The organism is Aureimonas sp. Leaf427 (assembly GCF_001425485.1).
In the GTDB taxonomy this organism is placed as follows: Bacteria; Pseudomonadota; Alphaproteobacteria; order Rhizobiales; family Rhizobiaceae; genus Plantimonas.
The window spans coordinates 1-24024 of sequence record NZ_LMQW01000008.1 but is presented as its reverse complement, the minus strand read 5'-3'; the positions used below and the strand labels follow the sequence as shown (position 1 = coordinate 24024).

Below are 24024 nucleotides of genomic sequence, written 5' to 3'. Positions count from 1 at the left end.
CCTATGTGCCCAGTGACAAGGATATCCCGACTGCTCACCCCAACGGCACGACGTCGCGGAAAAGCCCCTCCTTATGCAGGTTGTCGAAGATGCCGATCGCGGTCGTCCGGCTTACAGCCATTTGCTCCTCGTCATTGGCCGCCGGCTCAAGGGCGGGCAGGATGATATCCAGCGCTGCTGATAGCGGGCTTGATGTGCCGACGGAGACGTAACCTTCGTCAACAAGGTGCTGTAGCAGGTGGAACGTGGCAAGACCGAGTGTGGCGATGGGCGTTTCCTTGGTGACGCAGGGGCTTACGCATCGGCGAGCCGTCGATCGAACCCGCCGCAAGATCTTCGGGCGAGCATTCGGCGGTGCTTGATCGATGAGTTCGCGGGTTGCCGTTTGAAGATGCTCGGCGGCGTCAATCTTGGCAGAGCCGAGCAGGGTTGCACCCTGCTGCACGACTTTCAGCAGGCCGACGAGGATCAGATCCTCGACAAGCCATCGTTCGTTCATCGCGATCAGCCCTTCAGGCGATCCTTCAACGCTTTGGCCACGACAAAGCCCAGCCTCTTGGATGCCGCGATCTGAATGGTCTCACCCGTGGAGGGATTGCGCCCTTCGCGAGGTCCGCTTTCCTTCACCTTGAACTTTCCGAACCCGTTGATGGAGACTTCCTCATCGCGCGCTGCTGCGTCCGATAGGGCTGCGAAGACGGTCTCGACGATCGCCTTGGCGTCAGCCTTCGACATGGAATGCTGCTCGGCCACCAGGACCGCGATATCACTGTTGTTCACGTCCGGCTCCTAGGTGGTTCGCGTCGTCGTTTTGCCAAGCGAGCGCATACCGTCTGACCACGGTCATGAGCAAGGTGGAAGGCCATGGAGGACCTGAACGGTCGTTGCCCACGCTCTTCTCGATGAAGGCGTAGGCCGCGGTTTCGAGCTGGCCGCTACCGGTATGGCCCGGCAAACAGGTCTCCGATCGCGCGCCGCATGAGGTAGGTGATGCGGCGTCGGGCGAGATGATGCGGCCGATCATGGATCATGTGACAGCGCTGGCAGAGCGCGGCGAGATTGCCCCCCGCGTTGTCGGCGACGTCGTGATTCAGATGAGCACAGGCGATCACGACCTTCGTTGAGCGATGACCAAAGCCTTCGGGTAACTCTGCGGGAGCGCCGATGTTCGTGCGAACGCGCTTGCCCCGCCCATCGCGCCATTGGCTACGGTCCTCATCGAACCAGCGGCCGTCCGCCAGAACGCAGACGATCCTGCCGTGTGGGCGACCGCAGCGTTCACAGGCGCCCTTGGCCCGGCGAAAGCGAACCGAATGGGAGAGCTCGCGCCAGTCGATCGGATAGAACCCACGCAGCTCCGGCTTGATCGGCATGGTCCTCCCGCTTCCCCCGTTCCCTGTCTTGCCAGTCTGCACCGGCCAAGCCGCCTTGCCCTACTTGGTCTGCCCCGTCGTCTTGCGATCGAGCGCTCGGTAGAGGGTTGACCGATTGACGCCGAGCCGCTCGGCGATTCCCGCCATGGTGAGATCGGGATCCTTCATCAGGCGCCTGGCCGTGTCGAGCATGGCCGCATCCATCTTCGGCTTGCGTCCACCGAGCCGTCCTCTGGCACGGGCCGCCGACAGCCCTGCCTTCGTCCGCTCGCGGATGAGGTTGCGTTCCATCTCCGCAAAGACCGCGCCGATCTGGAGCATGGCGCGTCCAAGCGCGGTGGAAGGGTCGATCCCGTCCTGAAGCGATTGCAGCTTGATGCCATCCCGTTCGAATTGCTCGAGCAGACCGACGAGCTGATGGGTCGTTCGCCCAAGGCGATCAAGGCGCCAGATGACGAGCGTATCGCCAGCGCGCAGATGAGAGAGCACCTGGTCGAGACCGGGCCGGATCGTTCGTGCTCCTGATATTTTGTCCTCGAAGATGCGGCTGCATCCGGCGGCTAGCAGCGCATCGCGTTGGAGGTCGAGGCGCTGGTCTTCGGTGGAGACCCGGGCATAGCCAAGCTTTGTCGCAGAACTCATGTCTGATCATCATCTAAGGATGGTGATTATGCAACACGGATCTACGACAGCGCGCAGTCTGGTTTTCCTGAGGCCGGTTGTGAGCACTGGGATTGTCGCGAAAACGGTCGTTTAAGAGACAAAAAGAAGGGAGCTGCGCACGCCGAAGCGGTCCTTCCGCTTTCACGCGGTATCGGATTTCTCAACCGATCCAATGACCGAGCCCACCAATCGGCGGAGCCCATTCGGGGCTCCGCCGACGTCTAAAATATTCAGACGATCCGGAAGTGGTTCGCAGTTATAGCGAGGTTCGAAGTGGTCTTCGCAAACTGAACACTTGATCCCCCGCCGGATCCATCTGCATCAAAATACAAATTACCCGTCCCGGCTTCATAGAAGACGCCGGGGGCCCCCGATGAAAAGATCCCATCCAACGAGAACTGTGATGCCTGAAGGGTGCCGACCGCAAGCCCTCTGAAAACAGAAGATTTCAACTCAAAACCATCGTCTGAGATATTGAAATCAGTGATCACGTCAACGTTCGAAGAGCCGTTGAGATCGGCATCGAACACGTAGACGTCTTTTCCTATCCCGCCGGTCAAATTGTCATTTCCCGATCCACCGACGAGCCGGTCGTCACCACCTCTACCATCCAAAGTATCTCCGCCTCCCTGTCCAATGAGGGTATTAAAGAGATTATCGCCAACAAGGATATCTGCCGCACTGCCGCTTACGATCGTTTCAAAATTCGATATGCTATCCTCAGCAATGCCGCCAACAAATACGTCAACCTTTGATGACGCATTCAGAGTAACACGGATCGAAACGGTCTTTTCACTATAGTCTGCAGTGTCTACCCCAGCTCCACCATCAAGAATATCCACTCCGCTACCACCAGACATCCAATCATTTCCATTGCCACCGCTTAAGGTGTTTCGAGCGGAGTTCCCTATCAATCGATTATCAAGGTTGTTTCCAACACCGTTGATATCGGCGCTGCCCGAAAGCGTTAGGTTCTCGGTCGCATAGCCCAGTGAGAAGGCAACCGAAGAGACAACCGTATCAGTTCCTTCGTTGGTATATTCAATGACGACATCTCCTATGTCATCAACGATATATGTGTCGTTACCAATGCCGCCGGTTAGCTTATCGACGCCCACCCCACCATCAAGATAATCATTTCCAGCACCACCAGAAATAATATCTGCTCCTAATCCTCCAAACAACGAGTCGTTACCGGCGTCATCTGTTAAAACGTCATCGCCAGCCCCACCATTAAGGGTGTTACTTCCCGTATTGCCTCTGATGTCGTTATTGAGCTCGTTACCCGTTCCGTTAATCGAATTAGCGCCGATTAGAGTAAGGTTCTCAATATTATTACCAAGCGTAAAAGCTACGTTGGAACGAACCAAGTCCACGCCTTCGTCCGACCATTCAACGATCTTGTCGCCTGTATTGTCGACAATAAATATATCGTCCCCAGCCCCACCCTGCATTTCGTCAACACCGGACCCGCCATCGAGAACGTCGTTTCCAGCCCCCGCATAGAGGTAGTCGTCACCGGATCCTCCAGAGAGCGAATTATCCGCTGCATTTCCCTTTATCGTGTTCGAAAGCGCGTTACCGGTTCCATTCGTTTTCTGTCCGCCTGTCAGGGTAAGATTCTCAACATTATTTCCTAAGACGTAGGAAATCGATGACCTCACCGCGTCTATTCCTTCGCCCGTATATTCGGTGACCACATCTCCTGTTTCTCCAACCACGTAAACGTCGTCCCCAATACCCCCCTTCATGTTGTCAGATCCGACACCACCGTCGAGCAAGTCAAACCCCTCTGCGCCATAGAGAATATCATCTCCGGCGCCACCATAAAGTTCGTTATTCAGTATGCTTCCGGACAGCGTGTCAGATGCGGATCCGCCGATCAATGACTCAATATTATAAAGAGTATCCTCCGCTACTCCATTGACAGTTACAGTCACGCCCCTTTCATGACTCAGCCGCGCCACAACAGACGTGGTCTTGTCACTATAATCCGCCGTGTCGTAGCCGCCTTGCCCGTCAATGATATCTGATCCTGCACCGCCTCTGATGATATCGTTGCCTGCACCGCCAGAAATCCTATCTGAACCACCGCCACTATAGATCAGGTCGCTCCCATCGCTCCCGGAGATCGAACTGTTGACCCAGCCATCAATGACAAATCGAACTCCGCTGCCAGTGGCGCTTCCAGAGGCTATGCCATCGGTAATCGCGTAGACCGATGCCGCCTTACCATCCGCGCTCACATCCGTGACGACCGTCTGCAGTATCGTCCCTGAACTGTTATAATCGGTGGCTGTATGTCGGACAGATCCATCAATGCGTGCCTTCGACACCTCTACGCGATCAATTGATCCGTTATTTCCTTCGTCCTTACGGAGAGTTGTTGTAATGCCATCTGCACTTCTTAAGACCGTCCCGGTCGCTGTAATCGCATTGCTCGAATTTTTCTCAACAATTGTCGTGATGAGAGATCCGTCAATCTGAGTTTGTGTCGTTTCCACATTCTCGAAGAAACCGTCTCCATCGTAGTCGGATCGCATGACGGAGGTTAAGCCATCAGAACTTGTCTCGGTTAACATAGAGACCGAAATCGCCTTACGAAAGTATATGCTACCTGTCAGCAAGGACTGAGCACTGCGACCCTCATCATTGTTCGCTACCCTCGATACAAGAGAGCCGTCGAGTGCTTTGGTAATCGTCTCTATGCGATCAATGTCTCCGTCGCCGTCCGTATCTGTAGAAACTGTCGAATGTCTCCCGTCTCCGCTGACAAACGTGGAGGCAGAATTAATAGTCTTGGCTCCTGTAAAATCCCGAACACTCAATAGCGAGGATCCATCGGCATAATTTATGCGGCTGACACTTCGTTGCTGATCGACGGTTCCGTTCGCGTCGAAATCCCACGATACGGCTTCGTTCAATCCGTTCGCACTCCGGGTGCTGACACTGATGCTGGAGGCGGCTCCCTGTAGTGTGTAGTCGGTCGTTGTCGTTGTTGACGATCCATCAACATTAACGACGCCGATCTGAAGCTGGTCGAGACGTCCGTCTCCATCAGCATCCTTCGCGATCGATGTGAAACGACCGGCTGACGTCGTAGTGGTTACGGTGCTATCCATGAGGCCGTCATTCAGCGTCAATCGCTTTTGTGTGACAACCGACGAACCATCAGCGAGCGTTTCCACGCTCGATGTTCGCTTCCAATCCCAAACACCGGATCCGTCGTGATCCTCAAGAGCTGTTGCGTAGCTTCCGTCTGCGCTGGTCGACGTGACATACTTCGAAATCAGGGTGCCGTCAGATCGAGTGTTGCTGACGACGGATGACGTCTCACCAGCGGTCCCGTATGAGGTCGAGGCCGTCGATTTTTGTACGAGAGCCACCGGTCCGCTAAAATTCCACTCCGTCGTCGATATCAACCCATTCGTCGAGGTCGACTTGGTCTTCTGTTTAACAAGTGTAGTGCCGAGATATTCGCTTACAGTTCTCGTCGTGTAACCCGTTTCCGGCAGTTGGGTAACGTCCGATAGCGACTTCTCATAAGTTCCGTTGCCGTCGAGATCAAACTGAGTGGTTACAGATAATCCGTTGCCGGACTTCTGGCTTAAAGAACGCTCGATCAGCGTCAATTCCGACGCTCTGTTGACCCGTTCACTATTCTCTGTCGTCGTAGAGACCGAGCCGTCAGAATTGAGAACTGAACTAGACTTGGTGCTGAACTTCGTGATTTCAGAGCTCGTACCGCCTGAAGTATCCTGCCAGACAAAACGATCTTCTGATGAAAGGCCATTTGCCGATGTGATGCTGTATAGGGCATCGGCCGTCAGGCTGGATTTCCTGCCACTTGTTAGCGTGGTCTCCGTTCCATCGCTTGAGACTGTAGACAAAGTGCGGAAATCGACAACGGCATCGCCGTCTTCATCCAGCAGAGATTCAACGGAGCGGCCTCCCTCTCGAGCAGTTTTCGTGGAGACACTCTCGACGGTTCCGTCCGCCTTTAGATAAGTCGAGATTTTGACAATGTCACCGTTTGCAGCTGTAGAAGAGTCTGATGTGAAAGAATGTGTGAGAATTCCGTTCGTAGACCAGTCCGTACGTGATGAGAGTTTATTCGCGCTTGTGTAGGTGATGATCTGACTCTTTAAAGCGCGATCAGCACCATATTCGCTCCAGACGTTCGAACTGCTGCCATCGGCACCAAGCGTTCTTTTCGACTTGGTCGATCGATCGATGTAGCCGTCGCCGTCAATATCAACCCGCGTATCGACGCTGAGCCCGTCGGCACTCGACGTCTCACGATATTCGGACCGCAATATCCCCTGAACCAACGTTTTATACGTCGACGTCGACGCGCCGTCGTCGGCAATTTGGGTCTGGGTCGACTGATCGATGGAGCCGTCACCGTCCTTGTCGATCTGAGCCGTCCGTGTCCGTTTGTCAGCCGCTTGTGTGACCTTCTCTGTTCTGATCGTCGCGCCGGAGCCACCAGAGGCCGTCAGGGTGCTCCCGGTGGATCCATCGGCGTTGGTCTCCGACGTTTCGGATACCACGCGATCGAAGGAGCCGTTGCCGTCCAAATCATACTGGCTCGTGCGCGAGAGTCCTGATGCGGAGGTTGTGACAACACTTCGACCTCGCCAAACGCCGTTGGCAGCCAGCGATGTGCTGGTCTTGGTCATCGAACCATCGTCTGCAAGGGACACTACCTCGACGACTCTTGATTCGTAGATGCCGTCTCCGTCTCGATCGCTCTTCGTATCGATACGCAAGCCATTGCCGGAAACGGTACTTGTCGTCTGTCCAAGCAGCTTTTTCGTAGAGGACGCGGCAGAAACCACGACACTCGTCGTACGGCTTCCATCGCTGTTCAGCGTCGTAGCCTTCGCGGTCGTGCTGTCAAAAAGGCCATCTCCATCCAAGTCCTGGCTTGTAATGCTAACGAGCCCGTCCTTCGATACGTAGGTCAGCTCACTGCTGATGAGCGCTCCTGATGCAGCATATTCGTATGTGTATGTGTTCTGGTTGCCATCACCGTAAAGATTGGCGACCTCTTCAACATCGGTCTTTCCGTCGCCATCCTTGTCATAGGTGGTCGTAGAAACGGTCCGAGCCCGATTGATGATCGTTGTCGTCTTAGACAGAAGGGTTCCGTCTGCGCTCATGACCATGGCGGTCGCTGTGCGGCCGCCATCGGACCCCAGTTTGACGGAGTTGACGCTCGTCGTGTCAAGCTGGCCGTCTGCGTCCTGGTCATTGCTGGATGTGACGACAAGACCATCGGCCGACACGGTCTCTCGAGCCTTGGCTATCCGCGAGCCGTCCGCGCTCGTGATGTCGATCGAACGCGTGCGGCCCCCATCGGCGTCGATGGTGGTGACGTCCGTGGTGATAAGATCGAAAATCTGATCGCCATTGAGATCAACCTTTGTGGTAGATGCCATTCCATCCGCACTCGTCTGCTGCCATGTGCTTGCCAGCAGGCGGCCTTTGGGAGCGTAGGAGAAGCTGGTGACGGTGGTGATTCCGGCAGCGTCAACCTCCGTCAGCTTCCGCTGATCATCAGACCCGTCTCCGTTCGCGTCGACCGATACCGATATCTTCTTTCGATCGGCGCTTGTGATCGTCGTAGCTTGGGCCAGAGTTGTCCCATCGCGGCTGCGTGAGCGCGAGACCTCCGTGATGATGCCTGTTGAAACCGTCTTGCTATTGGATGTGGTGACATCGACAAGGCCATCGCCATTCGCGTCCACGGCGACAGTCTTGGAGAGACCATCCTTCGATGTGCTGGTCGTGGCACCGCTGAGAAGAGTTCCGTTCTTCCCATAAAGCGCCAGCTTATTGACCGCTTCGCCATTCGTGCCTTCACTTACATCGTTCGTCTCACGCGTTTCGAAGACGCCGTCACCGTTCAGGTCGTTCTGCACGGTTTTCGAACGGGCATCCGCGCTCGTCGAGATAACCTGCTGTCGAAGAAGGTTGCCGTTGGCACCCCGGAATTCGGATGTCTCGCTTCGTGCTCCGTCGCTGGCGATCGTCGTCGTCTCGGTCGTGGCCAGCTCGAATGTGCCGTCGCCGTTGGCATCCGTGCGAAAGTTTTTGACGAGGCCGTCCGCGGAACTCTCCGTCACGTACTTGGACAGAATCGCGCCATTGATGCTCCGAGCCGTCGTCGTGGTGGTCGAGGAACCGTTGGCGTTGCGCGCAAAAACCTGCACCTGATCATCGACACCATCGCCATTCTGGTCGATTTGGGTCGTGATCGTCTGACGATCTGCGCTGGTCTGGGTCGTCGTGCGATCACGGCTCGTGCCATCGGCATTGATGTTTGTCACGATCCGCTTGGCAACGCCGGCCGTCACCGATCGAACGTCGGTCTGCGAGCGATCGACGATCCCGTCGCCATCCTCATCAAACCGCGTCGTTCGAGACAGACCGTCGGCGCTGACCGTCTGTTGGGTCGTGAACCCCAGACTGCCGTCCTTGTTGTAGCCGTTAATCGTCCGGACTTTCGTGCCGCCCGCTCCGGTCACCGTCGCATCCTGGATGACGTAGCTCTGGTCTTCCGCCATCAGCGTCGCGTCGGCCACCTCGCCCGTCGTTCCGTCAGCGCGAGTGAATGTTGTGGTGCCTGTGATGGCGGAGCCGTCTTCGAAGGCCTGGCCGCTGCCGGACGCGATCAGATTGATTGACGTAATGCCGAGTTCGGAAAGCGTCCGAACCACGCCATCGACCTCAACCTTGAACTCGCTCCAGCGTGTGTCACCGGCGTCCAACTGATTGTTGTTATTGGTATCGAAAACTCTGCGGATCGCTTCAAGATCCGAGTCAGCACCTGGCTCCCATTCCGTAAAAACGTACTCTTTGGATCGGCTTCTCGTGCCGTCCCCATCCGCATCGATAAATAGAACGCCCGTTCCCTGCTCAACCCAAGCCGTCCGGCTCTTGAATCCGTCACCATCCATATCGCTGAAGTTCAGCGATGTATTCAGTGAATCGAGTTTCGTTCCCTGCCCCGAAATGTCGAGAAGAACAGGACTCATAGGAATCGAGGGGTCAATAACCCGAGGAGGAGTCGGAAGAAAAGGTCCCAAAACCTCAGTACCATATTTGATGCCGATCGGAGTTTCTACCTCCTTCTTATAATATCCACCAAATACCTCCGTAGGACGTGCAATTTCCGCCTTGCGCGCGGCTTCCGCCGAAGCTGCTGCTTTAACCCGCTGGCGGTGTTCCGCCTCTGCTCGAGCTGCAGTAGCAGCAGAGCGTTGCGCCTGCTCTTGCTTCTGACGATTGAGATTGTTCTGGCGAGCTAAATCATCTGCCCGACGCTCCTCCTCTGCCCTCCGCTGTCGATCACCATCCCTCGAGGACTTCCACCCTGTAATAAAAGCAATATCATTCTGGCGCCTCTGCTCACGAGCATAGTCCTGGCGCGCGCGCTCGTTCTGTTCGTTTGCTGCCTGTAACTGGCGCTCGTAATCCTGACGCGCGCGCTCGTTCTGCTCGTTGACCGCCTGTACTTGGCGCGCATGCTCTTCCAATTGCGCGGCGTATTCCGCGCGCTTCCTCTCGTTCTCCTGCCTTACCTGCTCATTTTGCTTCTGAACGGCATCACGTAAGCGTTGGAGTTCGTATTCAAAGGACGGAGTAAGGGGCGATTTAGGTGTGGCAGGCTCCGGTATTGTCGGCACAATCATGCCTGGTGCGCCAGCTGCGGTGCCTGATGTTGGCCGGCCACCAAAGCCAGGAACCGACATTCCATCGATCGCACGGGCGTCAGCACCTGAGTTTATCAACCGCCGTTCAGACGGCGTGTCGAGGCCGGTATTGGCGCCAGTGTAGCCGCTATTAACCCACCCAAGTTCGGCATCGAAACGTCTATAGGGATTCAGGTCACCAGTATTCGATAGGGGATCAAGCGTCCAAGGGTAACTTCGCTCTTCGGCATTTTCTAGCACCGATTTCAAAAACCTTTCAGTGTAGTTCTCTCCGTAGAATCCGGATGCGAGACCAAACCCAAAGCCCAACACGGCTCCCGTGATATTCCCAGGACCTGGCGCAATAGAGCCAACGTAGGCACCGGCCAGTCCACCGTAGTAACCTGCCGCTAGACCAGCCCCCAGTCCAAAGGATTGGATTGCTACCTCGTGCTTGCCCTCTTCACCGCGGCGCGCAGCAGATATTATGTCCGTAAGACCTAATAACCCGCCGGCAAAAAGACCCCACTTCGCCCCCAAATTTCCAGGAACTGAATAGTCCATAACTCCCGAAAAAATACCCCCGACGGCTCCAACGGCTAAATTGGAGCCGTCGGGCAGACCGATTTGTGTCTCTTTCTTAGAGTCTACCAATTTTGCACCCTCATTCATGGTTGGATACTGTTGAGAACTTTATCTTTTTCATAGAAAAAATGATAATAAGTCCAAGCGTAAAGTATAGACTTATTAAGAGAACTGCTATTATAGGTAGAACTAGATATGTTGAAAACGTGCGCTGCATTAAGGTTGGGGGATCTAGGTATGTCGAAATAGATTCAAGATAAAGAACAGACATAGCTGGCCAGCACATTATGAAACCTATGAATATAGCCCCGGCTTGCCGCCTAGTTGTTGGCGATCTCATATTTCTATATTGAGAAATCAATAATACTATCAAAGCAATTAATCCAAAAAATACAATTGCTGTTCCTGATAGAAGAAGGAACTCGTAACTATAGCCAAGACAACCCCTCTCATTCTGTAAAAACAATATGTTGTCATGAGTGGATTGGGGAACATGAGGCTTAATCTCTCTAAATATGTAAGACAAAATACCGTTTCTAGAAATGGAGCATGAAAACAATGAAGCCAATAGGGAAATAAATACGCCAGTGCTGGTAGTAATACTTATGGCACAATACCAAAAATAGATCCTAATACCATCGGCTGGCCCAATTATTGCGTCAGATTTTGCGCCTTTTTGCATATGAATCTCTTTTTCGTTGGATTTAATACTCCGCGCCTGTAGGGGCAGACCTGCCGGCCCCTTATTGAAGCAGTTGTGATTTTCGTGAGAGGCGACGCCTTGCAGGCGCACGGCGTGTGCAAGGCGTTGCTCTTTAGCGGCAGAGACTGGGCTGCTTTCTCGACTGGGCGCATTCAGTTCGAGAATTTCTCCTCTCGTGACCTTCTGAACGGGTGTGTTAACCGTTCCGTAGCCCATGAAAGGCAAAGCCCCGATTTTCACAACCGCAGTCTGATCAGGACGCACAAGGTCAATGTGCACGTTCGAAAGACAAGCTTCGATCTCCAATTCCGTTGGAGTGCTGGAATGCCAAGAATCCGCTTTAGTGGTTCTTATGGATACGATGCGCAGGGCCACTTTACCTTTCTTTCATCGCCCCGCTGGCGACCTCTACCAGCGGCGAGAGTAGGTATTCCATAATTCTGCGACTTCCGGTCTTGATCTCAACGGTAACAGCCATGCCGGGCGAGAGTGGCACATCCACGCCATCGGCCGACAGATGCATTTCCCGGGGTTTCAGGATGGCTGGGAAGACGAGGTTCTGCGTGCGCTGGGCACCGGCAAAGCCACGTTCGCTCTGGCTCTGCGCCGGGTTGCCTTCGACCTTCTCGGCCTCCGGCTGGGGGATCGCGTCGCTCGCGATCTTGACGAGATCGGCCTTGATCGTGCCGTAGCGCGTGAAGGGCAAGGATTCGATCTTGACCGTCGCTTCCTGCCCGGTGTGGATGAAGCCGATGTCGCGGTTGGCGATATAGGTCTCGATCTCCAGGCCGATACCATCAGGGACAACGCGCATCAGCTCCTCGCCTGCGCCCGCTACCTGGCCTGGCGTGGTGACAGACAAGGCGCTGACGGTGCCGTCGATCGGGCTTTTGATGACCATCTCGCGCTGACGCGCCTCTGCCTTGGCAAGACGTTCGACGATGTCGTCCGCTTGGCGTTCGGCCTCGCTAAGCTTCAAAAGATTGTCGGCGACGAAGGCCTGCCGGGTTCTGGCAATCTCTCGCCGTAGCACCTCGATCGCGGCACGACTTTCGGCCCTTTGACCCTTAGCAGCCACGAGATCCGTGCGCTTGTCCTGAAGGGCCTCCGTCGCAGTCATGAGGTCGGCCCGCGAACCCGAGCCGCTCTGCTCCAGGCTGGTGCGCATCTCCACCCGCTGGCGTAGCGTGCCGACGAGATCCTCGAAGGCCGCCATCATCTCCTCGTACCGGACCACTTCCAGTGTCTTTTGATCGAGTTGCGCCATAAGTCCGTCCAGGGTCGTCGCAAGCTGCCCTAGATCGCCCTCGAGCACATGCGTCTCTCGCGTCCTAATGGCCGCGGGAAGCTCCGACGTCCAGGCGATGGCCGGCACGGCACCCAGCCCGGCGCGAGCCGCCGTCAGCGCCGTTAGGCGCCGGTCAGCTTCCGCACGGACCGCATCGAGATTGACCTTGAGCTGCCGCACGTCGGCATCGGCATCACTAGCCTCGAGGATGGCGAGCGTCTCGCCTTTGGCCACATGCTGGCCGTTCTCGACGAGAACCGAGGCGATGCGAGCCATCTCCTTGGGCTGGATGATCTTGACCCTGCCGGTCGGCTGGACCTTGCCTTGCGCAATCGCAACGACATCAAGGCGGCCGAACCAGCACCAGGTCAGCGCCGCGATGGTGAAGATGCAGATGATCCAAAGAAAGGCGATGCCGACCGGTGATGGCGGCGTCTCGAGGATTTCGATCGCTGCCGGCAGGAACTCCTGGTCGCGCCGGTTCCGACGCGAGGTTGCTGGCGGCGGCTGTTTGAAGCGGGCGGTGGAGGGTGCTTGCGCGTTCATGCCTCAAGCCTCTTCCAGCGGGTTCGACTGGATCGCCCAGAGCTTGGCATAGAGACCATTGGGGATCTTCAAGAGTTCGTCGTGACTGCCGGCCTCGACGATGCGGCCGTCTTTCATCCCGATGATCCGGTTGCAATGGCGGACCGCTGCCAGGCGATGGGCGATGATCACGACGGTGCGCCCCTTCACGATGTGGCGCATGTTCCTCTGGATCACCTGCTCACTCTCGTAGTCGAGCGCGGAGGTCGCCTCGTCGAAGATGAGGATCGGCGGATTGGTCGCCAGCGCGCGGGCAATGGCGATGCGTTGGCGCTGCCCGCCGGAGAGGTTCGTGCCACGCTCCTCGATCAGCGTGTCGTAGCCCTGGGGCATCTTGGCGATGAACTCGTCGGCGCCCGACAGGCGCGCAACCTGGATCACATGCGCACGCGGCATCGCCGGATTGGCGAGCGCGATGTTGTCGTGAACCGTGCGGTTGAAGAGGAGGTTCTCCTGAAGGACGACGCCGATGTGCCGGCGCAGCCAGGCGGGATCGACATGGGCGAGGTTCGCTCCGTCGAGGAGCACCTCTCCCTCCGTCGGCGAGTACAGACGCTGCATCAGCTTCGTCAGGGTCGACTTGCCCGAGCCCGACGGACCGACGATGCCCACGACCTCACCCGGCCGAATGCCGAGCGTCACACCTTTCAGGACATCCTGCCCGCTTGGCTTGTAGCGGAAGGAGATATGCTTCAGCTGGATACCGCCCTTTGGCGAGGGCAGCGTCTCCAGTGCCTGGGGCACGTACTCGGGCGCGGCGTTCAGGATGTCGCCAAGCCGGGCAACCGAAATCTGCACCTGCTGAAAATCCTGCCAAAGCTGGCTGAGGCGTAGGATCGGCTGCGCCACCTGACCCGCGATCATGTTGAAGGCGATCAGCTCGCCAACGGTCAGGTGACCATTGATCACCGCCTGTGCGCCGAACAGGAGCAGAAGGGCGGTGGAGGCCTTGGAGACGTATTGGATGGCGTTCTGGCCGCCGGCGCCGAGCATTCCGGCCGCGAACGATGTCTTCACGTAGGCGGCCAGCCGCTCTTCCCATTGCGCGCGCATCGACGGCTCGACGCCGCTTGCCTTCACCGTCTGGATGCCGACCACCGTCTCGACGAGGAACTGCTGGCTGATGGCGCCCCGGTTGAACTTCTCCTCGATCCGCTCGCGAAGGGGCGTACGGATCAGGAAGGCGATGCCGATATAGAGCGGGATGGTGCCGAGCACGATCCAGGTGAGCTCAATCGAATAGGCCGCCAGCACGGCGATGAAGATCACCGCGAACAGGAGATCGAGGACGGAGAACAGCCCCTGACCCGTCAGGAAGCTGCGGATCGTCTCCAACTCGCGCACCCGCGCCACCGTTTGTCCGGCAGAGCGCGTCTCGAAGTAGCTCATGGGCAGGCGCAGGAGATGGCCGAAGAGGCGCTGGCCGAGCTCGACGTCGATGCGGTTCGTCGTGTGCGTCAGGGCGTAGGTTCGAAGATACTGGAGAAGGACGTCGAAGAGACCGATGCCCGCAATTCCGCCGACGATGACGAAGAGGGTCGAATAGGATTGGTGCGCCAGCACCTTGTCGATGACGACCTGGAAGAAGAGCGGCGTGACGAGGGCGAAGACCTGGATGATCAGTGAGGCTGCAAGCACATGGCCAAGCGGGCGCCGGTAGCGCCAGAGCGAGGGTAGGAACCAGCGGAAGCTGAAGCTGTCGGGCGCGACCCCGGCCCCCGCGACACGGCGCTGCACCAGGATCATGCGCGGCCGAATGATCGCGATCAGATCGTCATAGGAGATTTCCCGGTCAATGCGCGTGACTGCGTCGACCAGGCGGAATTGGCCGTTCGGCAAGCGCCCGACGAGAACGAGAAAGCCGCCATCCGCCAGTTCCACCAGCAGCGGCATTGGCGCTGCCGCCAACCGGCTTTGGGACGTTAGCGGAACGATGCGGGCTTTCAGGCCGATGAGTTTGGCCGCGCGCAGGATCTCAGCAGGCACCGCCGGATTTGATAGAGCCAACTCGCGCACCAGGCTCAAGGGCTCGGCCGGGATGCGATAGTACCCGGCAACCGCGCAGAGAGCCGTCAGTCCGGTATCGACACGGGTCGGCGTGTCCGGTGAGGCGTCTGTGAACGCCTCATCCTCGTGGAACTCGACAGCGCTCATGAAAGTCCAAGTTTCGATCGTCGCCGGGGCGAGCTGAAGGTTTTGTCGATAAGGTCATGAGCAGGAGGGTATCGGCGCCGAGGCCGATACCCTCCTCATATCAGGAACCGAGAGGCGTTTGGCTGTTCGCTCCCGTCCGCCATGCAAGCGCGGCATCGGCGACAAGATGCTGTTTGCCGTCGATCGTCTGATACGAGCTGGTGCCCGTGATCATCGAGCCATCGGAGAACGTCTGCGCACCATCCGTCGAGGGAACGAGGTTGATGAGGCTGATGCCCGCCTCCGACATCGTCTTCAGCTCGCCCGCCTCGCTAATGCCGTTCTGGTTCAGGTCCTGCCAGACGCGGAACTCACTCCAGCGATCGTCTAAAGCACTTAAAATATTGTCATGGTTCGTGTCGAAGACCAGTCGAAGCGCTTCCATGTCGGTTTTTCCCGTGAAAGCATTTTCATCTTCTAACCAGTTGGTAAAAGCGATCTCCCGAGAGGCTGCAATAATTCCATCACCTTGCAAGTCAATCACAAGCATCCCGTCGCTGGGCCCAGCCCAAGCGGTGTCGTCTGGATCAAGGTCATCGTTCCAATCGTATTGGACACCGCCTCCAACGATTTGCGAATTCTCTTCTAGGGTATTGATTTCTATGACACCGCTTCCATCAAGATCGAGAATAATAGGGGTGACATAGCTTATGCGGGAGCCATCATCATTTATGTGCGTGCGACTAATAAGATTACCCGACTTGTCGTAGGCTCTTTCTATAGAGCTCCAAGAATTGCTATTTGTCTCGTCATAGTCAATGTGCAAGCGGGTTCCGCCATCATTGAGATAAATTTGATCAGTTAGGCGGCCGACGGTATCATAGTAGCCTTCAATTCTTTCCCATGACTGCGTGTTGTCTACGTCATATTGAATGTCAGACCGTGTTCCATCATCATTGGTCTGATTAAAATAGTACAGCCGTACCTGCGAGTCATACCTTTGAACGATATTCTGCCAGTTGAATGAGCGTTCAACGTCAAAGGTTTGGGTTTCTCTCTTCCCGTCGTCGTAAAAAACCTTCTGCTGGATCATACGCTGGTTTGCATCAAAAGCAGCCTCTGTGCGCCCCCATTGTTGAGTGCCCGCGACATCAAAGGTGTATAAACTGTATGTATTGTCGTCATTAAGCTGATAGAAATATGTATTTCTAACTTCTTTGTCGTAGTAATTTCGGATCTCTTTCCATTGACCCAAGTTATCGACATCGTATATCGAACTGATGGAGCTACCATCCTTTGCAACGGCGATATCTTCTGTCTTTCGGCCGCTGGCGTCCACTACTATCCGCGACCTAAGTCGGCCGTCCATACCAACTGTGTCTGTCAATGACTTGGTTACTGAGCCATTAGAGGCGTAGTCCGTCTTCGTAAAGGTAACTACGCCGTCGAGCAACGTGACCGCCGTCTGCCGTATGTCAGTGACGCCGTTGGCATCGGCGTCCTTGGTGAGGACCGTTGTCCGTCCATCGATGCTGGTGGCGATCTGCCCCTTGGCAATCACAGTGCCGGATGCGTTCGTTTCCGTCACCTCCGTGACAAGGGAGCCGTCGATCTGGCGCACCTGTCTCATCACCGCCGTCGTGCGCGTAACGACTCCAGCCGCGTCCTTGTTGGCATAGGCGAAGGTGCTGACGCTTGAGCGTCCGTCGGCCGAGGCTACGGTCGTGACGGTCTCGGCGACGAGCGCCTTCCACTGCACCAATCCGGACGGAAGTGTGCCGACATCGAGCGCAGCCGGCGTGGTATTTGTCAGGACGGTCGTCGCAGCACCGATCGCGTCGAGCGTGACGACCTCCGTCTTATCGACCGTGCCATCGCCATTGATGTCGCGGGTCGTGGTCGTGACGAGACCGTCGGCCGAGACCTTCGTTATCGTCTTCGAGGCCGGCTTGTTCGTCCAACTATCCGCATCCGTCGTCGTGACCACCCGGCTGCCGTCGACATTGACAATCTCGTCGGTGATCATCGTTCGGTCAGTCGCCCAATCGCCATCGCGGTCGAAAGTCGTGGTGGTACGGCGACCATCGGCCGAACGAAGGATCGTCACGCGATCTTTGAGATTGCCGGTGCCGTCTAGGTTCGTGATGGTCGTCGTCTCTTCGCCCGAGAAGGCCTTGACCCGCAGTTCGCTTTGATCGGTGACGCCATCGCCGTTCTTGTCACGCGTGATTGCGACCGTGGTTTTGTCACCACTGGTCACAGTGACGGTCTTTTCCGTTAGCTCTCCGGTCGTGGACAAGCGTCTGGATACCGTCTGACGAACAGCCCCATCGGCCAGAACATCGGTGGTCGACGTCACCGTTCGGACGGCCTCCTCCAGGACTGTCGTCACCGTCTCACCGCTTGTCGTCGCGACGGACTTGGAGAGCACCGATCCGTTGGCATTCGTTGCGGTAACGGTACGGATCGTCTCACCCGCCGCACCGAAGCTGACGACGTCTGTCGAGGTCTGGGCATAGGTTCCCGAGCCGGTCGGATCCCATTTCGTCGTCGTTGACAGGCCATTACCCGCCGTCGTCGTCAAATATCGGCTCGTGAGCGTGGATCCTGCGAAGTTGCTGATCGTCTCCGTCTTCGAGCCGTCGGCATTGAGGACCGTCTGGGTCGTCTGACTCTTTTCGAATGTGCCGTCGGCGTTCAGATCCCATCTGATGGTCTTGCCGAACCCGTCGGCCGACACATCGGTGACGGTTTTGTCCTTCAGCACGAGCGCGCTCGGTCCGGAGATCGAGGTGGTGAGGGTGGTGGTCCGTGTGCCATCGCTGTTCAGGACCGTTGTCGACGTGACGCGCTTGTCGACGTTGCCGTTGCCGTCGGTGTCCCAGTCCACCACTTGCAACAGGCCGTTCGCCGAGGTTGTCGACGTCCTCGTATCCTTCACGGCATTGGAGGCACCAAGATCGGTCGAGACGACGCGGATCGAGTCGTCGGACAGCGTCGTCGTCGTTATTGTCCCATCGACGACCCCGTCACCGTCGATGTCTCGCCTGGACACCGTCGTGCGGGCTCGTGGCGAGTTCTCCTCGCTGAACTTGCTCTCCAGAGATCCATCGGCCTTGAAGAAGGAAACGGTCTCGATCGTCCCCCCATTCAAATAAATGCCCTTGGTCTCGGTCGAAGAGCGCTTTGCGACACCGTCCGCACCCGCCCAGACCGTCTTTTTGGTTAGACCATTGGCCGCGGTCTCAACGGTCGTTCGGCTTATCAGCGCACCGGCACCGCTGAACTCGGAATACACCTGCGTCCGACTGCCATTGGCATTCAACGTCGTCACGTCGGAGGTGGAACGGTCGGTCGTCCCGTCGCCATTGGAATCAACCGTCGATGTCCGCGTGAGCCCGTTGCCGCTGACGACCAGGGTGCTCTGAGACGTCAGCTTGCCTGACGCGTCGAAGACCTTGTCGGTGGTCGTGGTCGAACCGTTGTCGCCCACGACGATCGTCCGCGTCTCGTCCGTCACGCCGTCCCCGTCGAGATCGGTCGTGATGGTGACGTCGTGCCCATTGGCCTTGGTCGACGTCTGCTCGCGAGAGACGAGGCTTTCGTCGTTCCCCTTGGCTTCGAGCACCCGCGACCGGGATCCGTCCGCGTTGACGGTCGTCTGGTCAGTGACGACCCGCTCCACGGTGCCGTCGCCGTCACGATCCTCCTGCGTCGTCACGATCAGCTGGGATGCCGATGTCGTGGTTGCCGTACGAGACAAAAGCCTGGCGGTGGAGTCGCTCAGCGACTTCGTGACCGTCACCGATCCGTCCGTGTTCAACGTGGTCAGGTCGGTTGACTTGGTTTCGAAGGTTCCGTCGCCATCGGCATCGGTCGCAACCTCCGTCTTCAAACCTGTGGCCGAGACCGACGTGACGGTCTTCGCCATCACCTCTGTCGTCTTGGCCGTCGGCGTCACCGTGACCGTCGTCGTCCGGTCGCCGCCCGATCCGAGCACAATGCCCGTGGTCTGCGTGGTGTCGTAGACGCCGTCGCCATTGGCATCGCGCTTGACGATCGTGATCAGGGCATTGCCGGACACGCTGGTCTCGGTTTTTTCGATCAGCTTGTCGTTGGCGGCCGTGCGGCTCCGGGTCTCGAGCCGACTGCCGTCGGCATTGGTGACGGCAACCACCGTCTCGTCGATCTTGCCGTTGCCATCGAGGTCCGTCGTCGTCTTCACCGTCTTACGGTCGGCGCTGATCAAGACCTCCACCTTCGACAACAAGCCCCCGTTGCCGCTGCCCGTTGTGACCGTATTAAGGCGGCTGCCGTCCGCGTTGAGCCCGACGATATCGGTGGTCGTGCGATCGTAGCTCCCATTGCCGTCAAGATCGGTCTGCTCGACGCTCTGCAGGCCGTCCGCCGACGTTGTCGTCAGCGACTTGCCAACCATCAAGGCTCCACTGGAGCTCGTGGTCGTGACGAGCCGACTGCGGCTGCCGTCGTTGGCCGCCGAAGTCGTATCGACCGTCGTCCTCTCGAAGACGCCGTCGCCGTTGGCGTCCGTCTTCACCGTGGTCATCAGTCCGTCGGCGCTTGTCACGCTCGAGGTTTTGGCAAGGATAGTGCCGTTCGACGAAAGTTGCGTCTTGGTCGCAGTGGTCACGCCGTTCGCGTCGATTAGAACCGAGGTTCGGGCGTCGAGCTTGCCGTCGCCGTCCTCGTCGATGTCCTCGGTGATGGTCTTGCGATCCGCGCTGGTCGACGTTGTCGTCGAGCTCAAGAGCGTGCCGTTGCCGCTTTTCTCGGTCACCGTCTGGGTCAGGGCACCCGCGGTGTTCACCGTCACGTCGGAGAGAGTTCCGTCGATCGTGCCGTTGCCGTCGAGGTCCGACTGTTCCGTCTTGGACAGTCCGTCCTTGCTCGTCGTCGTGATCGTGCGCGCGAGCAGCGCACCACTTCCGTTTGTCAGGTCGGTCGTCGTCTTGATGACGCCGTTGGCGTCGGTCGTGATTTTCGAAGAGCTGCGGGTCTCGTAGGAGCCATTGCCGTCTCGGTCATTGTAGACCGTCGTGGAAAGCCCATCGATGGTCGTCAACGTGACTTCGCGGCGGATAACGGCACCGTTTCCACCCCGCTCCTCTTCCGTTTTCCGGCGCGTTCCATTCGTGTCGGTGCTGGTCTTTTCGGACCGCACTCTCTCGTAGGTGCCGTTGCCGTCGGCATCGGTCTGGAACGTCTTCGTCAAACCATCCGCAGAGCTCGTCGTCAGCACGCGCTTCAACACCGCGCCGCTGACGCTGAACTGCGTGACGGTCGTCGAGCTCGATCCATCGGCGTTCTTCTGGTAGACTTGGCTCTGATCGAGCTTGCCGTCGCCGTCCTGGTCGACCTCGGTGGTGACCGTCTTCAAATCGGCGCTCGTGGTGGTGGTCGTGGCATCCTTCAGCGACCCGTCGGTGTTGAAGTTGCTGACGATCCGCTTCTGCACGCCGCTCACGACGCTGCGGACATCGGTCTGCGAGCGGTCGAACACGCCGTCGCCGTCATCGTCGAACTGGGTTCGAACGCTGAGGCCATTGGCGCTCGTCCTCACCACATTGCGGAAGGACACGCTCCCGTCTTTCTCGAAACCGGTGATGGTCGTCGTGGTCGTGCCGTCCGCGTTCGTCACGACAGCCGTCTTGACGATCTGGCCGTCTTCCTCCGACGCCAGGACAGCATCACCGACCGTGCCCGTCGTGCCGTCCGTCCGCGTAAAAGCGGCGGCGCCGGTGATTGCCGACCCGTCCTCGAAGGACTGCCCGCTGCCGGTCGCGATCAAATCGATCGAGGCGATGTTCTGCGAGGCGAGCGAGACCAGCTTGCCGTTCAGCCAGATCTTGAAGTCCGCCCAGCGGCTATCGCCGGCATCCAGCTTGTTGTTGTGGTTCGTGTCGAACACCCGGCGAAGCGCTTCGAGATCGCTGTCGGCTCCCTCCGCCCATTCCGTGAAGGCGAACTCGGACGAACGGCTGATCTTGCCGTCGCCATCGGCATCCAAAACGAGAACGCCCGTGCCCGCACCTGCCCACGCCGTGCGCCGCTGATACCCGTCGCCGTCAAGGTCAAAGAAGTGCTGAGATGTGGCTAGCGTATCTACGCCGAGCCCAGTGCTAGACAGGTCGAGAAGAACCGGCGCATGACCGATGCCGCCGGATCGGCTCTTGGAAGAACTGCTGGAGGTGGATGATTTGGAGCCGGACGAGTTGCCCGGGAGGCGCGGAGTTGCTCACCCGAGCCGAGGCGCCGCTCCCTGTTGACCTGGTCACCGAGGCGTTGGGGCCGATGCCGGGAGGCGCGGAGTTRCTCACCCGAGCCGAGGCGCCGCTCCCTGTTGACCTGGTCACCGAGGCGTTSGGGCCGATGCCGGGAGGCGCGGAGTTACTCACCCGCGACGAACCACTGTAACTGACCGGACTGTTGGGGCCGATGCCGGGCGGCGAGTTTTGTCCCCAGCTGGCATTACCAGTATATTTCTTATTATTGCTTATGCTGATATCTTGAGCGCTCGGAGTATAATACATCTGGCCAAAATTGAGATTTGCTTGCGCGCGCAGCTCACTAATGACATCCAATGCATTAAGCTCGCTGCCGACTGGTATAGCTCCACCTTGTCCCGGCAGACGGCTCGATGAAATTGTTCCAATCGGAAGGGTTGGATTTGTGACAGCTATTTCCTTCTGGTTTGCTATAGCATACAGACCAATTTCAAGATCGTCGGTAACTCCGGTGCCAACTTGAACTGTTGTTGTTTTATCCATAAAGTTGTAAAATGATGAGGCAGTGACGGGAGTTGGAACGCCAGTAGGAACGCCCACACCGACACCAACATTTTTTTGAAAATGAACTCCATTTTGAAGACTGAAGCTAACTCCCGCCGAATTATAAACAGCAATGCCAGCCGACACCTGATGTAAAACGCCAATATTTACGCCACTATCCTCATTATAACCGGCATACATGCCGACTGTTAGCGTCTGTATGTAGGCACCACCTTCCATCAGATTTGGTACACGCGCAGTATTCTTATTTGCCATCTTTGGAATACTCCGATTCGTTGCCTTGACGTATTTCTTTCCAAACCAAGTACTTAATTGGATTATTCAGCAGATGATGTCTATAGTATCCATCATTTATAAATACCCTATATCCACTAGAAAGTATCATTGATCCAGGGCCGGGTATGAATGTCCCAAAAATTAATAGAGAAACTAAACTGAACGTATATCTATATATTGCGTAAGTTCTAAGCTCCGAAAACACTTCTAAGCTCATAGAAATTCCAATGATAAGCGACAGTACAAAAACTAGAGAACATGCGTAGCTTATTCTTGATGTCATCTTCAGTAGTCCTCATTTACTTTTGTCTTGAAATATTAGCAAAATAAACTTCTTTTAAATGTTAAAAAAAATTAATAGCATCTTAAGCCGAACTCGGACGCTGCCAAGTTGGGCTGGATGAGAGGGATGGTGAGTCAGCTGTTTGGTGGTGGAAGGCTCGGGCAAAGGCAATTCAGGCATATTAAACACTCGTCATACTTTTATAAGCCGGCATTAGCGAAATGCATCGAAGGTGCCCGGTGGTTTGCAGATGAACACGCCTCTACCTTGCTCGCAATAGTAGCATCTGGTCACGAATTATTAATGATTAGGTTATCCATATGCGGCATAGATTTCGATTTCGCATGGGCATTGCTGCTCAGTGCCGCCGGTGCCGACGGCGGCGTCCTAAAAGGTCGACGAGAGGGGCGTCATGGTGGAGACCGGCACGCTGGTGGACGCGACTCTCATCGCCTCAGCAAGTATTGTTTCGTTGAAAAACGCCAATTAAGCTGGAGTGATCCGTTTGACAGTCTTGCGGGTGCGCGTGGCCGACGGTCCGACTCAGCGTATCCGTGACATGGGCAACCAGCATCTACCTGGCGAAGAAGTATGGCTCGTCGGTGAGCATCGCTCGACCAGCGAACGCAAATACTACCTCTCGAACTTGCCAACCGACGCGACGATCAAAACGCTCGCTGGAGCCATCAAGGCGCGGTGGATCTGCGAGCAGGCGCACCAGCAGCTCAAGGAGGAGCTCGGCCTCGACCACCTCGGAGGGCGATCATGGACCGGACTGCACCGACACGCGCTGATGACGATGATCGCCTACGCCTTCCTCCAGTCCCGCCGCCTCACCGCAGCGGAACGGAAAAAAAGAGTCTCGGGTCCGCCGCCGCAACCGACCATGCCGGCTGTCCGGCAAGCCATCCTCAACGTCTTCGCGAGACCGCCACCGGCACGTTGCCCTCATTGCAATGAGCCGCTCGCTTCGCCTTTGATAATCAACCTGCCAAAGTAGTGCTAGGCGAAACCTCTTAAAATAAGGGCTTAAGCGGTCAAAGGCCTGTAATAGACCGGGAGCCTGCGCTCTGCCGGATCAAGGTAGCGCTTGCGCAGCCGGATCGTCTTCGGCGTCACTTCCACGAGTTCGTCGTCCTGAATCCAGGAGAGCGCGCGGTCGAGCGTCATGCGGATCGGCGGCGTCAGCTTGATAGCCTCGTCCTTGCCCGACGCGCGCATGTTGGTGAGCTTCTTGCCCTTGAGGACGTTGACCTCGAGGTCGTTCTCGCGGGTGTGGATGCCGATGATCATTCCCTCGTAGACCTTGACGCCTGGATCGATGATCATCGGGCCGCGATCTTCCAGATGGAACATCGCGAAAGCGACGCTCTCGCCGGAATCGTTGGAGATGAGGACGCCCGTGTTGCGGCCCGCGAGCGGACCCTTATAGGCCTGATACGAGTGGAACAGGCGGTTCATGATCGCCGTGCCGCGCGTGTCCGTCAGAAGCTCCGACTGGTAGCCGATGAGGCCGCGCGTCGGCGCGTGGAACACGAGACGCTGGCGACCGCCGCCGGAGGGGCGCAGCTCGACCATCTCGGCCTTKCTCCCAGTCGGGCAAGAGCCCCGATATCGTGGCTCTCC

Annotated in this window: 10 protein-coding genes and 2 pseudogenes; 1 reads left to right on the top strand and 11 read right to left on the bottom strand. The window is 57.2% G+C overall.

Annotated features, from left to right (window positions below; genetic code table 11):
* Positions 1-34: 34 nt before the first annotated feature.
* The 10 genes from ASG62_RS07175 to ASG62_RS26265 all read right to left on the bottom strand — a co-directional run bounded on the left by ASG62_RS07175 (position 35) and on the right by ASG62_RS26265 (position 22094).
* A complete protein-coding gene (locus ASG62_RS07175; RefSeq protein WP_056692322.1) occupies positions 35-499 on the bottom strand; it encodes a hypothetical protein in 465 nt (154 codons plus the stop codon).
* A gap of 5 nt (positions 500-504) precedes the next feature.
* Positions 505-780, bottom strand: coding sequence for an HU family DNA-binding protein (locus ASG62_RS07170; RefSeq protein WP_056692318.1), 276 nt, complete (start codon positions 778-780; stop codon positions 505-507).
* Between the two features lie 155 nt (positions 781-935).
* Positions 936-1373 carry a hypothetical protein gene (locus tag ASG62_RS07165; protein ID WP_056692315.1) on the bottom strand — a complete coding sequence of 146 codons (438 nt, stop codon included), beginning with the start codon at positions 1371-1373 and terminating at the stop codon, positions 936-938.
* Positions 1374-1433: 60 nt separating this feature from the next.
* Positions 1434-2015, bottom strand: a complete 582-nt coding sequence (locus ASG62_RS07160; RefSeq protein ID WP_056692312.1) for a recombinase family protein — start codon at positions 2013-2015, stop codon at positions 1434-1436.
* A 251-nt stretch (positions 2016-2266) separates the two neighbouring features.
* Positions 2267-10408 (bottom strand): calcium-binding protein, encoded by an 8142-nt coding sequence (locus tag ASG62_RS25370; protein WP_156382006.1) that lies wholly within the window; start codon positions 10406-10408, stop codon positions 2267-2269.
* Complete coding sequence (locus ASG62_RS26270) at positions 10401-11399, bottom strand: hypothetical protein (RefSeq protein WP_156382005.1); 999 nt, start codon at positions 11397-11399, stop codon at positions 10401-10403. The genes ASG62_RS25370 and ASG62_RS26270 overlap by 8 nt, the downstream gene beginning before the upstream one ends.
* Position 11400: 1 nt before the next feature.
* Positions 11401-12858, bottom strand: a complete 1458-nt coding sequence (locus tag ASG62_RS07150) for an HlyD family type I secretion periplasmic adaptor subunit (protein ID WP_082537078.1) — start codon at positions 12856-12858, stop codon at positions 11401-11403.
* Positions 12859-12861: 3 nt separating this feature from the next.
* A complete protein-coding gene (locus ASG62_RS07145) occupies positions 12862-15051 on the bottom strand; it encodes a peptidase domain-containing ABC transporter (RefSeq protein ID WP_082537077.1) in 2190 nt (729 codons plus the stop codon).
* A 100-nt stretch (positions 15052-15151) separates the two neighbouring features.
* Positions 15152-21058, bottom strand: a complete 5907-nt coding sequence (locus ASG62_RS07140; RefSeq protein WP_057180343.1) for a beta strand repeat-containing protein — start codon at positions 21056-21058, stop codon at positions 15152-15154.
* Positions 21059-21170: 112 nt separating this feature from the next.
* Positions 21171-22094, bottom strand: coding sequence for a hypothetical protein (locus tag ASG62_RS26265; RefSeq protein WP_156382004.1), 924 nt, complete (start codon positions 22092-22094; stop codon positions 21171-21173).
* A gap of 806 nt (positions 22095-22900) precedes the next feature.
* On the opposite strand from ASG62_RS26265, the pseudogene ASG62_RS07125 reads away from it, so the two are divergent.
* Positions 22901-23358: pseudogene (locus ASG62_RS07125) on the top strand (transposase); the annotation flags it as partial.
* A 69-nt stretch (positions 23359-23427) separates the two neighbouring features.
* Here the strand turns inward: ASG62_RS07125 and ASG62_RS07120 are convergent.
* Positions 23428-24024 (bottom strand): annotated as a pseudogene (locus tag ASG62_RS07120) (hypothetical protein); the annotation flags it as partial.